The following is a 12232-nucleotide window of genomic DNA, read 5'->3' on the forward strand; positions in this document are numbered from 1 at the left end:
GTGAGAGAAGCGCGGGGCGTGCGCGCGCATCTGCATCGCCGCCCCGCACAGTCTGTCGTCGCGACCGATCAGCCGCGCTGGTCCCACATCTGGTCATAGGCCTTCATGTGCTTGACCAGAAGATCGCCGTGCTTGTCATACCAAGCCGGGATGTTACGGAATTCCTTGATCGTGGCCTTGCCGCCCTCGATCGCCACCACCGGCCAGTCGCCGACCAGCGCGTTCTCGATCCCGAACAGCTCCTTGCCCCACCAGCGCGCGTCGCCAAAGGCGTGTTTGCCGGTGCCGCCCTCCTTCATCGCGGCGATCACCGCGTCGGGTTCGGATGAACCGGCCATTTCTGCCGCCGCTTTCCAGAGGTCCATGATCGAGGCATATTCCCAGCTGACCGCGCCCCACTGGCCCGGATAGCGCTTGTTGTATTCGGCGAAGAAGCCGTTGGGATCCGCGAAGTTCACCTGGTCCGAATTCAACGCCGGGTCATCGAAATCGGGGAACTGGAACAGGAAGCCTTCCATGAATTCGGCCGATGTCTTGGCGATGATCTGGTCATAGAAATCCGCCGTGCAGGAGATGATCTGCCCCTCGTAGCCCTGCTGGAAAAGCTGCTCGCAGATCGGATGGACATAATCCGAATAGCAGGTGTCGAGACAGACGATATCGGGGCTGGATGAAATCAGCCGCGTCACCACCGGCGCGAAATCCGTGGTCGCGGGGTCGAACAGCAGCGGTTCGCCCTGCATCTCGATGCCAGCCGCCTCGAAGGCTGCAAGATAGGTCGCCACCGATGGCAGGCCAAGCGCATCGTCCTGCGCGCACATCACGGCCGTTTTCAGTTCGGGCCGGTTTTCGGCCATCCATTCGACAGCGGTGACGTTGTAGATCGGATGCACCTCGGCGGGCGCGATCAGCGTGGTCGTGTCGGGGCCAAGGTCGCTGGGCAGCAGCGTCGAGAACAGCATGCCGGTGCGGTCGGCCACGGGCTGGACGCCGGGCCAGGTATCGCCGCCCAGCATCATGATGAAGCTGACGCCATCCTCGCGGATCAGCTTGGTGGCGCCGGTGCGTGCCTTGGCGGGATCGTATTCGTTGTCATATGGCACGAACTCAACCATGTAATCGCCGTCCGACAGCTTGATGCCGCCCGCGGCGTTCACCCGTTCGGCCCAGATTTCGCAGCCATCGAGCCCCGGTTTGCCCCAGGCCGCCACCGCGCCCGTCAGAGGCGCGAGAAAGCCGATCTTGATCACCTTGTCCTGCGCATTGGCGATGCGCGGCAGACTGGTCGCCGCCGCAACCGCTGCGGTGGATTGCAGGAATGTCCGGCGCGTCAGCCCCGGCTTGCCGAATCTTGAAAACATCGTTGTTTCTCCCATGTTGGCGCGCCCTGACATCAAGGTCGGGGCCGGCTTTTTGGAGGCCAACATTCTTGTCGGGATAACGCGCGGCGCGGCAGGGCTGGCGTGAGGCGCAACCATACCAGTTCGCGCAAATTGGTTTGGCCTCAGGTTCAGACGCTAGCAGAGAAGCCCGACTCTGCCAAGAAAATTGGTTCATAATTCGGATCAATTTGGATCTTTGGAACATTATCGGTTCATTCCAATTTGCGCAGAATGAGCCAACTCATTGAATTCATGCCACCTTTCGGCATCGCCCAAACCGCAGGCATTGCCGGGTGAGGGAACCAATTTCGCCACTCCATAGAACCACCGGCGCACCTTCGGGCGCTTCGCGCTTTCAGCGCGCGGCTTTGCGCGCTAACCTGCTCTCGCATGACAGATGCCCGCAACAAACCGGACGGTGCGATGAACAGAAAAGCCGAAGACACCGCCACGATCGTCGCCAGTCAACCCGTGGGCGCGACCGTTCAGATCGTGGTCGACACGCTGTTCGCGCGCATCAAGTCCGAGGAATATCCCAGCGATACCCGCCTGCCTTCGGAACGCACGCTGGCTTCGGAACTGGGGGTGGCGCGCAACACCGTGCGCGAGGCGCTCGACGTGCTGGAAAACCAGAAGGTGATCCGCCGGCGCCCCGGCTCGGGCAGTTTCGTCACCTATCGCTCGACCGCCGCCGCCCGTCGCGGCGACGATTCGGTTGCGGACGACACCAGCCCGCTCGATCACCTCGTGGTGCGCGGCATCCTCGAGCCGGAAATGGTGCGGCTGGCGGTGGTCAACATGACCCCCCGCCAGATCACGCAACTGTCGCAGACCCTGTCCGAGATCGAGGGGATCAATACCGATGTCGATGCCTTCATCGAGCTTGAGGAGAAGCTCTATACCCAGATCGCCGAAGGCACCGGCAACCCGCTTCTGGCGTCATGCTATCGCCTCACGATCGAGACCTACCGGCAGAGTTTCCGCACCAAGCTGCGCCGCCGCAACCTGACGCCGCGCCGCATCCAGGACTACCAGAAACGCTATAACACCCTGTTCAACGCCATCGCCTCGCGCGATGTCGCCTCGGCGGTGGAGTTCATCAAGCTGCACCTTGTCGAGGAACAAAAACTGCTTTTGCAGGAATTCTAGCGCGGGCTCACATGTCGAGGCTGCGGGCCTGAAGATCCGTGCCCGCATCGCCGCCCCGCTCCAGCCGCTGTTGCCACATCTGCCCCAGATCCTCCATCTCGCGCCGGAGCAGCCCGGCATGGGCCGCCAGCCAGTCGGGCACCGAGCCGAAATGCACGATCCCCGCCTTGCCACCCTGCACCGTCACCACCGGCCACTCCCCGACCAGTGCATTATCGATGCCGAACACATCCGTGCCCCACCACTGCGCGGGTCCGAAGGCATGGGTGACATGGCCAAGCTGCTTCATCGCCGCCAGCACCGAGAGTGGATTGACCGTGCCGGCCTTTTCCACCGCCGCATGCCAGATATCGAGGATCGCGGCATATTCCCAGCTGACAGCGCTCCAGCTGCCGGGGTAGCGGGCGTTGTATTCCTCGTAGAACACATTGGGCTGGTTGAAGAAAAACGCCTTTTCGCGCAGCGCCGGGTCATCGAAATCGGGAAACTGGAAGGTCACCCCTTCCATGAAATCCCGCCCCGTGCGCTCGACCAGCCGCTCGTAATGGTCAAGCGTGCAGGACAGGATCTGCCCGGTGAATCCCTGCGCGTGGGCGTATTCGGTCATCGCATGGACCATCGGCGTATAGCTCGTGCACCAGCACAGGATATCGGGGTCCGCATCCAGCATCGGCTGCACCAGCGCCGCCGCGTCGGTCATGTCGGGATCGTACTGAATCTCCTTGGCGATCCCGATACCCGCCGCCTTGAACGCCGCGCGATAGGTCGCCAGCGACGGCAGGCCCAGCGCATCGCGCTGACTGCACATCGCCACTGACTTCAAGTGCGGGCGGGTCCGCGCCAGCCACTCGACCCCGGTCACCACATAGATCGGATGCACCTCGGAGGGGGCGATCAGGTAGGGCGTGTCGGGGCTCAGGTCGCTGGGCAGAAGCGTCGATGTCAGGATGCGCCGGTCCATCAGGTAATCCGATACCGGGGTGAAGCTGTCGCCCCCCAGCATCATCAGCAGTTTCACGTCGCGCTCCTGCACCAGCCGCATCGCCCCCTCGAGCGCGCTTTGCGGATCATAGCCGCAATCATGGGCATGAATGCGGATCGGATAGCGCCGCCCGCCGATCAGCACCCCGCCCGCATTGTTCAGCCAGTTCTCCCAGATGCGGCAGCCATGCAGACCCGGCAGCCCCCAGGATTCGACCGGCCCGCTGAGCGGCGCGAGAAAGCCGATATTGACCGTGCTGTCCATGCCGACCTGCAAACGCGGCAGCGCGCCGCTGATCGCCAGACGATGTGCAAAGCTCGAAGATTCCATCATTTTCCTCGTGATCGGGCATCCGCGCCTGACCCAGACTAACATCAATTTCCGCGCGCAACAGGTTTGTTGTTGACAGATTGGTTCACTGTTTGGCTTATTTGAATGAACCAAAAGAACCAAACAATGATTTTGGTTCATACCAATCAGGGGAGACTAACCAGATGGCAAAGAAGAGAATTTGCGTGATCGGAGCTGGCCCGTCGGGCCTTGCCCAGCTGCGCGCCTTCCAATCCGCCGCCGAACAGGGCGCAGAGATTCCCGAGATCGTCTGTTACGAGGCCCAGTCCGACTGGGGCGGGCTGTGGAACTATACCTGGCGCACCGGCGTCGATGACAACGGCTTTCCCTGTCATGGCTCGATGTATCGCTACCTGTGGTCGAACGGCCCCAAGGAGGGGCTGGAATTCGCCGATTACACCTTCGACGAACATTTCGGCAAGGAAATCGCCAGCTACCCGCCCCGCGAGGTGCTGTTCGATTACATCAAGGGCCGGGTGGAAAAGGCCGATGTGCGCGACTGGATCCGCTTTGACAATTACGTGCGTGATGTCAGCTACGATTCCGGGCGCGCGAAATTCACCGTGACCGCACGTGACACCGCCAAGGACGTGGAAACCGTCGAGGAATACGACCACGTCATCGTCGCCTCGGGCCATTTCTCGACCCCGAACGTTCCCTATTATCCCGGCTTTGAATCCTATAACGGGCGCATCCTTCATGCGCATGATTTCCGCGACGCGCGCGAGTTCCAGGACAAGGACATCCTGATCATGGGCTCGTCCTATTCCGCCGAGGATATCGGCTCGCAATGCTGGAAATACGGCTGCCGATCGATCATCTCGTCGCATCGTTCGGGGCCGATGGGCTATAAATGGCCCGACAACTGGGACGAAGCGCCCGCCGTCGATCATGTCGAGGGCAAGACCGTGCATTTCGTCGATGGCACCAGCCGCGAGGTGGACGCGATCATCCTGTGCACCGGCTACAAGCACCATTTCCCCTTCCTGCCCGACGATCTGCGTCTCAAGACCGCGAACCGGCTGGCGGCGGCGGATCTTTACAAGGGCGTGGTCTATGTGCCCAACCCGGCGCTGTTCTATCTTGGGATGCAGGACCAGTGGTTCACCTTCAACATGTTCGACGCGCAGGCCTGGTGGGTGCGTGATTGCATCATGGGCAAGATCGCCCTGCCCGACGCCGCCACGATGGAGGCCGACTGGAAACAGCGCGAGGCCGACGAGGACGCGCTTGAGGACGATTACGCCTGCATCCGCTACCAGGGGGATTATGTCGAGGAACTGATCGCCGAGACGGACTACCCCTCTTTCGATGTCGAGGCCGCCTGCCAGGCCTTCTACGAGTGGAAGAAGCACAAGAAGAAAGACATCATGGCCTTCCGCAATTACGGCTATGTCTCGCCGATGACCGGAAAAAAGGCGCCGGCGCATCATACCCCTTGGGTGGATGCCCTGGACGACAGCCTCGAGGCCTATCTGCAATCCCCCAAGCAGGCGCAACCCGCCTGACTTCGGGCCATCCCGGCGACATTGTCATTTGCTCCCCTTCGCCGGGGTGGCCCCCTACCCAAAAGGCGCGAACCGACCATGACCCTGACACCGCGTTTTGAAACCCCTTATGAGCGGTCCGGCGTGCTGGTGCCGGGGATGCCGGTTCTGGAACCCGGAGTCGAACGCTACCCGGTGCCGGGTGGCGGCTCGCGCGCGGTGGCGGTCGAGGCCGGGGACGAGATCGCGGTGCTCGATCCGCAAGGGCTTCAGCAAGGCGAGCTGGTGATTTTCGCACCCGACGGGCGCTCGGATGCCGGGATGCTGGGCGCAAGCGGCGCGGGGCGTCCCGAGGGCGTGATCGCGGCGCTGAGCGGCGGCACCCCATCCGGCGCGCGGGTGGCGCGCGCGCTCGACACGGCGGGATTCGACCTTGGGCGCGCCGATGCGGTCCGGATCTTTGACGAAGGCTCGCGCCCCGGCGACATGGCGCGCTTTCATGCCGCTTGCGACGGGCTGGTGATCCTGGCGGCGCCGGGCGGCCCGATGCGCCCGGATGCCCAGGACGCCCCCACCGGGCTGATCCTTTATGTGCGCCGCGCCAGCCTGCGCAATGCCAAGGGCGGGCTAAAGCCCCCTGACCCGCTGGCCGACCCGATCCATGATTTTAACATCCAGCCGGGCGAGGCGCGAAGCTATGAGGTGAAGAAAGGTCAGTACATCCAGATTCTCGACGTGCAGGGGCGCGAATGCTCGGATTTCCAGGCATTTTCGCTGCGCGCACTCGACAAGGGGATCGAACGTGACATCGACCCGACCACCACGCGCACGCTGATGGGCGCGCTTTACCCCCAGCCGGGGATCTTCTCGAAATACTGGAGCGTCGACCAGGAACCGCTGGTGGAAATCGTGCAGGATACCTGCGGGCGCCATGACACCTTCGGGCTGGCCTGCACGGCACGCTATTACGAGGATCTGGGCTATCCGGGGCATGTGAACTGTTCGGACAACATCAATGCCGACCTCGCGCAATATGGCATCCGCCCGCGCGCAGGCTGGCCCGCGATCAATTTCTTCTTCAACACCATGCTGGACGAGACCAACGCCATCGGCATGGACGACCCCTGGTCGCGTCCCGGCGACTTCGTGCTGCTGCGCGCGCTGACCGATCTGGTCTGCGTCTCGACGGCCTGCCCCTGCGACGTGGACCCGGCCAATGGCTGGAACCCGACCGACATCCAGCTGCGCAGCTATGGCGCGGACCAATCCTTCAGCCGTTCGATCGGCTATCGCAAAACGGCGGAGGCCGATGTGGAAGACACCAAGGAAACCGGATTTCATGGCTGCTTCGCGCGCCACACCCGAAATTTCGTGGAATATAACGGCTACTGGCTGGCCTCGGACATGACCAACCACGGCGCGCTGGCCGAATACTGGGCCTGCCGCGAAAAGGCGGCGGTGATGGACCTGAGCCCCTTGCGCAAATACGAGGTGACAGGCCCCGATGCCGAGGCGCTGGTGCAGCTTTGCGTGACCCGCGACATGAAGAAGCTGTCCGTCGGCCAGGTGGTCTATACGGCGATGTGCTATGAGCACGGCGGCATGATCGACGACGGCACCGTGTTCCGCCTTGGCCAGGACAATTTCCGCTGGATCGGGGGGAACGATCTTTCGGGGCTGTGGCTGCGCCAGCAGGCGGAAGAGCGCGGGCTGAACGCCTGGGTGCGGGACTCGACCGACCAGCTCCACAATATCGCCGTGCAGGGGCCGCTGAGCCGCGAGATCCTCTCGGCGATCACCTGGACACCGCCGACCCAGCCCACCATCGACGAACTGGGCTGGTTCCGCTTCACCATCGCACGGATCGGCGACTATGACGGCATCCCACTGGTGATCAGCCGCACCGGCTATTCGGGCGAGCTGGGTTACGAGGTATTCTGCCACCCGCGCGACGCGGCGGCAGTGTTCGACGCGGTCTGGGAAGAAGGTGCGCCCAAAGGGATGCTGCCGCTGGGGCTCGAGGCGCTCGACATGCTGCGCATCGAATCCGGGCTGATCTTCGCGGGCGCCGAGTTCTGCGACCGCACCGACCCGTTCGAGGCCGGGATCGGCTTTGCCGTGCCGCTCAAGACCCAGAGCGACGATTTCATCGGCCGCGCCGCACTCGAGACCCGCAAGGCCCAACCCCAGCGCAAACTGGTCGGGCTCGAGATCGAAAGCGGCATCGTGCCCTCGGGCGGCGATTGCGTGCGCCTCGGGCGCGCGCAGATCGGCGAGATCACATCGGCCATGCGCTCGCCGATCCTGGGCAAGACCATCGCGCTGGCCCGCCTTGACCTGCCCCATACAGAGATCGGCACCGCCGTCGAGGTGGGCCAGCTTGACGGCCAGCAGAAACGCCTGAAGGCCAGTATCGTGCGCTTCCCGCATTTCGACCCCACGAAGGAACGCGTGAAGGGAAATTACGGCTGACCGCAATGCCCGGCCTGGGGCGCGGGATCGGGGGCGCTGCCCCCGTCGCGCAAGGCGCGACTCCCCCGGGATATTTGCGAACAGAAGAAGATCGCGCGCCTGCGCCCCTTTACGTTCCGGCGTCACGCGCGCTAGGCTTTTCACAGCCACGCGAACGGAGCGGACAGCAAGTTGAGCCATGACCCCGAGGACGAGGGCGGCGACGCCGCCTGTTTCGCCCACCATCTCGTAGGCGGGCATCCCGTGGACCCGGCAACCGCGCGCGACGTGGCGCGGTTTCGCAAGGGAGAGCGCGCGCGGCTTCTGGAGGCGCGCAAATTGTCCGCACCCGCGCGCGAAGCGGCCGTTGCGGAGCTCTGCGCCGGGCTCGAGAAACGCATCGCGATAACAAAGGGCGTGAAGATCGCCGCCTATTGGCCGATCCGCTCGGAACCGGACCTGCGCGGCTGGATGGAATCCGCTCACGCGGCCGGGGCGCAGATCCTGCTGCCGGTGGTGATCGAGAAGAACGCGCCGCTGGAATTTCACCACTGGTCGCCCGGATGCCGCATGACGCGCGGGGTCTGGAACATCCCGGTGCCCGCCGACCGTGCCGAGGACCGGCCCGATATCGTGATCTCGCCGCTTCTCGGGGTCGACCGCGATCTTTACCGGCTGGGCAATGGCGGGGGGTATTACGACCGCACGCTGGCGGCGCTCGATCCGCGCCCGCGCATCATCGGCGTGGGGCTGGCGGGCTGCATCCTGCCCACGATCTACCCGATGCCCTGGGATATCCCGATGGACGAGATCATTCTGTCGGATGGCACCGCGCAGCGGCGCGAGGCGGATTCCGCCTGAGGGCGGCACGCCAAAAATGTTTTCCGCCAAGCACTTGCCGCCGCCGCCCTTGCATGCGACAACTTGTCATGACTGCGGTTGCGCCGCCCGGTATTTCGCGGCCAGCCCACCCGACGATCCGATTTGAATTCCTGATGAAACCCCCTTGGTCCCTTGGCCACCTGGCCCATGTCATCCTGATCTATGCAGGCGCGCTGCTGTTCGGGCTGGTCGCCCACTGGATGCGCTTTCCGCTGCCCTGGATGATCGGCGCGATGGTCTTCGCCTCGTCGGTGCGCATGGCCGAACGCCCCTTGCCGGTGCCCGGTCAGACCCGGCAGATCGGGCAGATCCTGGTGGCAACCTCGGTCGGGCTGTCCTTCACCCCCGAGGCGGTGGGGGCGATGGTATCGCTCTTGCTGCCGATGGTGGGCACGGCCTTTCTGACCATCGGGCTTGGCTTCGTCGTGGCGGCATTCCTGATGCGCATCGCGCGGGTGGACGTGATCACGGCGGTGCTCTCGTCGGTGCCGATGGGTCCGGTCGAAAGCGCCACACTGGCGGTCCGCCACAACGTGCAGCCCGGCCCGGTAATCTTTGCCCAGACCCTGCGCATCATGCTGCTGGTGGTGCTGATCCCGCCCGCCATCGTGGCGATCGACGGCTCGGTCAAGGACCCGGTCGCCGCGCTCAGCCGCATGGACTGGAGCGTTCCGGGCGCGATCCTGCTCTGCGTGACGGGGGTGGCTGGCGCGCTGGCGGCGCGGGCCGTCGGGCTGGCCAACCCGTTCTTCGTCGGCTCGCTGGGCGGCGCGGCGCTGGCGGCGGCGCTCAGCCTGCCGCTCACCGCCTATCCCTATCCGGTGCTGGTGCTGGCGCAGATCTTCCTCGGGGTCTGGCTGGGCGCGGTCTTTGACCGTGACCTCCTGCGGCGCGCGCGCGGTTTCATTCCCGGTGCGATCCTCGCGTCGCTCCTCCTGATCGCGCTCTGCATCGGCATGGGGGTCGGATTGACCTGGCTGACCGGCGAATCCTGGCAGGTGATGCTGCTCTCGACCGCCCCCGGCAGCGTCACCGAAATGGCCCTGACCGCCAAGATCCTCGAAGACGGGCTGGCCGTGGTCACCGCCTTTCATGTGATCCGGATCTTCATCATCCTGCCGCTGGCGGGCACGATCATCGGCATGACTGCGCGGGTGGCCGACCACTGGGGCCTGCGCCCGCGCTAGCCCGGTGCGCGCCCTGCCCCGCGGCTCAGCCCGGACGGATCGCCGGACCGATCCGCGCGCCCGCGTCGCTTGGCACGCTTTCGCGCCCGAGCGTCCGGCAGAGCAGCGCCACCGGGATGAGACCGAACGCCACCAGCACCATCGAGGGCACCGCCGCTTCGGCCAGTCGCTCATCCGAGGCCAGCCGGTGCGCCTGAACCGCCAGGGTCTGGAAATTGAACGGATGCAGGATCAGCGTTGCGGGCAGCTCCTTCATCACGTCGACAAAGACGATCAGCAACGCCGTCAGCACGCTGGTGCGCGCCACCGGCAGATGGACCCGCCACAACAGTCGCGGCCCCGATTGGCCCAGCGACCGCCCGATGGCGTCGTAATGCAGCGGCACCGTCGCCATGCCGCTGTCGAATGCGTTGAGCGCGGCCGCCATGAAACGCACGAAATAGGCCGTCACCATCAGCCAGATCGACCCGGTGATCAAAAGCCCCGTGTCGATGCCGAAACGCGCCTCCATCACCCGGTCGATGATGTTGTCGAGCGCCGCCATCGGCACCATCAGCCCCACCGCGATCACCCCGCCCGGCACCGCGTAACCAAGCCCCGCGCCCACCACCATCAGGCGCGAACGCCGGTCGGGCCGTGTGCGGGCGCGAAACCCGATCAGGATCGCGCCCGTCACCGTCAGCACCGCCGCGACACCGGCCAGCAGGACGGAATTCTGCGTGAGGCTCAGGTAGCGCGCGTCAAACAGGTTCTGCCCCGATCCGACCGCCATCACCGTCAGCATCACCACCGGCACGATGAATCCCAGAAGTACCGGCGCAAGGCAGAACGCGGTCGCCAGCCAGCCCGCAAGCCCGCGCAGCCGGGGGCGCTCCATCGTCTCGAACCGCGCACCGCGCCCGGCGGTGCGGGCCTTGCCGCGCTGCGCACGCTCGAGCCCCGCCAGCAGCAGCGCAAAGCTAAGCAGGCAGAGTGACAGCTGCGCCGCCGCCGCCCTGTCGCCCAGGCTGAACCAGGCCTGGTAGATGCCGGTCGCAAAGGTCTGCACATTGAAGAAGGCCACCGTCCCGTAATCGGCGATGGTCTCCATCACCGCGAGGAGCGCGCCCCCCGCGATCGCCGGGCGCGCCATCGGCAGCGCGACGCGCAGGAACGCCTTCATCGGCGAACGCCCCAGCGTGCGCGCCACCAGGAAGGCATTCGCCGATTGCTGCCGGAACGAGGCCCGCGCCAGGAGGTAGACATAAGGGTAAAGCACGATGGTCAGCATCAGCGCCGCCCCGCCAAGGCTGCGGATTTCCGGGAACCAGTAATCGCGCGGCCCCCAGCCGGTCACATCGCGCAACAGCGTCTGCACCGGGCCGGGATGATCCAGAAGTGACGTATAGGCATAGGCCAGCACATATGCCGGAAAGGCCAGCGGCAGCGCCAGCGCCACCTCGAGAAGCCGCACGCCGGGAAAGCGGTAGACCGTCACCAGCCACGCGGTGACACTGCCCAGAACCGCCGTCGAGACTCCGACGATGGCGACCAGCGCCAGCGTGGTGCGCGCATAGCGCGGCAGCACCGATGAAAGGATCTCGCGCCAGGTTTCCAGATCACCGGTGAACGCCGCCAGCGCCGCCGCCACGATGGGCGCAACGCACAGGATCACGGCGATCCAGGCCAGGCGATGCAGCAGGCGTTCCGACATTCAGGCGCTCATGGCTGATTAATCCGAGTGTTTTGATCCAGTATTGACTGCGGCGGCAAAGGTCAATCGTCGGCTGCCCTCACGCGCCCTGGACCCTCAGCGCCCGATGCGAATGCGCCCTCACCTGTCGAGGGTCCGGGCCGCTTTCAGATAGGCCATGGAAGACGCCCGCAGCGCGGCGGGGTCGTCGCCCTCGGATGTCTCGTGAACCCGCTCCAGCGCCTCGGGCAGCGCGCCCAGTTCCGCGTTGATGCGGGCCAGCGCGATCTCGAGCGTGTAGGTGTATTCATGGACCTCTTCCATATCGGCCGTGGTCATCGGGTCGCGCTCCAGCACCGTGGCCAGCTTGCGGTTATAGCTCACGAAATTCTCGACCGCCTGTTGCAGCGTCTCGGATTGTTCGGGCGCGTAATGCGACACCGTTTCATCCGCCTTCACCGGCACCAGGCCACCGATCAGGATCGCCACGCCGGTGGCCAGGATTTTCAGCGTATTGGTCATCGTCTTGTCCTTGCTCAGGGGGGTCACATTCATGAAGGCAGACATGAAACCCAGCCTGCCCGCATCGTTGCTATGCCGCGCCGCGGGGGCTGTCAATATTATCTGAGTGTTTTACTCAGTAATTGCTTGAGACATCCCGCCGCACCCCGTCAGCCGCCAAGCGACCC

General features: G+C 64.7%; 9 protein-coding genes. 5 read left to right on the forward strand and 4 right to left on the reverse strand.

Features of this window, described 5'->3' with window-relative positions; genetic code table 11:
• Positions 1-68: 68 nt before the first annotated feature.
• Positions 69-1361 (reverse strand): ABC transporter substrate-binding protein, encoded by a 1293-nt coding sequence (locus tag ROH8110_RS13725; RefSeq protein ID WP_085818283.1) that lies wholly within the window; start codon positions 1359-1361, stop codon positions 69-71.
• Positions 1362-1805: 444 nt separating this feature from the next.
• Here ROH8110_RS13725 and ROH8110_RS13730 point away from each other — a divergent pair, with 444 nt between their 5' ends.
• Positions 1806-2531: a FadR/GntR family transcriptional regulator gene (locus tag ROH8110_RS13730; RefSeq protein ID WP_085818515.1), complete on the forward strand. Its 726-nt coding sequence runs from the start codon at positions 1806-1808 to the stop codon at positions 2529-2531.
• 7 nt (positions 2532-2538) lie between these two features.
• On the opposite strand, the gene ROH8110_RS13735 is transcribed toward ROH8110_RS13730, so the two are convergent.
• Positions 2539-3843, reverse strand: a complete 1305-nt coding sequence (locus tag ROH8110_RS13735; RefSeq protein ID WP_085818284.1) for an ABC transporter substrate-binding protein — start codon at positions 3841-3843, stop codon at positions 2539-2541.
• A gap of 164 nt (positions 3844-4007) precedes the next feature.
• Between ROH8110_RS13735 and ROH8110_RS13740 the strand changes: the two genes are divergently transcribed.
• The 4 genes from ROH8110_RS13740 to ROH8110_RS13755 all read left to right on the forward strand — a co-directional run bounded on the left by ROH8110_RS13740 (position 4008) and on the right by ROH8110_RS13755 (position 9871).
• Complete coding sequence (locus ROH8110_RS13740; protein WP_085818285.1) at positions 4008-5372, forward strand: trimethylamine monooxygenase; 1365 nt, start codon at positions 4008-4010, stop codon at positions 5370-5372.
• 78 nt (positions 5373-5450) lie between these two features.
• The gene (locus ROH8110_RS13745) at positions 5451-7823 is read left to right on the forward strand and encodes a trimethylamine N-oxide demethylase (protein WP_085818286.1); all 2373 of its coding nucleotides are present in this window, start codon (positions 5451-5453) and stop codon (positions 7821-7823) included.
• A gap of 171 nt (positions 7824-7994) precedes the next feature.
• Positions 7995-8663, forward strand: a complete 669-nt coding sequence (locus ROH8110_RS13750; protein ID WP_085818287.1) for a 5-formyltetrahydrofolate cyclo-ligase — start codon at positions 7995-7997, stop codon at positions 8661-8663.
• Positions 8664-8797: 134 nt separating this feature from the next.
• A complete protein-coding gene (locus ROH8110_RS13755; protein ID WP_170156509.1) occupies positions 8798-9871 on the forward strand; it encodes an AbrB family transcriptional regulator in 1074 nt (357 codons plus the stop codon).
• Between the two features lie 25 nt (positions 9872-9896).
• Here ROH8110_RS13755 and ROH8110_RS13760 read toward each other — a convergent pair whose 3' ends face one another.
• Together ROH8110_RS13760 and ROH8110_RS13765 are read right to left on the reverse strand one after the other, a co-directional pair.
• A complete protein-coding gene (locus ROH8110_RS13760) occupies positions 9897-11564 on the reverse strand; it encodes an ABC transporter permease (protein ID WP_085818289.1) in 1668 nt (555 codons plus the stop codon).
• A 120-nt stretch (positions 11565-11684) separates the two neighbouring features.
• Complete coding sequence (locus tag ROH8110_RS13765; RefSeq protein ID WP_085818290.1) at positions 11685-12110, reverse strand: DUF6746 family protein; 426 nt, start codon at positions 12108-12110, stop codon at positions 11685-11687.
• Positions 12111-12232 lie beyond the last annotated feature (122 nt).

The sequence above is a fragment of the Roseovarius halotolerans genome, from assembly GCF_900172255.1.
GTDB classification, from domain to species: domain Bacteria; phylum Pseudomonadota; class Alphaproteobacteria; order Rhodobacterales; family Rhodobacteraceae; genus Roseovarius; species Roseovarius halotolerans.

What these genes read in the sequence shown, in the direction of transcription:
- ROH8110_RS13740 (WP_085818285.1), top strand. Translation starts at nt 4,008, where the DNA reads ATGGCAAAGAAGAGAATTTGCGTGATCGGAGCTGGCCCGTCGGGCCTT.
- ROH8110_RS13745 (WP_085818286.1), top strand. Translation starts at nt 5,451, where the DNA reads ATGACCCTGACACCGCGTTTTGAAACCCCTTATGAGCGGTCCGGCGTG.
- ROH8110_RS13755 (WP_170156509.1), top strand. Translation starts at nt 8,798, where the DNA reads ATGAAACCCCCTTGGTCCCTTGGCCACCTGGCCCATGTCATCCTGATC.
- ROH8110_RS13760 (WP_085818289.1), bottom strand. Translation starts at nt 11,564, where the DNA reads ATGTCGGAACGCCTGCTGCATCGCCTGGCCTGGATCGCCGTGATCCTG.
- ROH8110_RS13730 (WP_085818515.1), top strand. Translation starts at nt 1,806, where the DNA reads ATGAACAGAAAAGCCGAAGACACCGCCACGATCGTCGCCAGTCAACCC.
- ROH8110_RS13765 (WP_085818290.1), bottom strand. Translation starts at nt 12,110, where the DNA reads ATGTCTGCCTTCATGAATGTGACCCCCCTGAGCAAGGACAAGACGATG.
- ROH8110_RS13735 (WP_085818284.1), bottom strand. Translation starts at nt 3,843, where the DNA reads ATGGAATCTTCGAGCTTTGCACATCGTCTGGCGATCAGCGGCGCGCTG.
- ROH8110_RS13725 (WP_085818283.1), bottom strand. Translation starts at nt 1,361, where the DNA reads ATGTTTTCAAGATTCGGCAAGCCGGGGCTGACGCGCCGGACATTCCTG.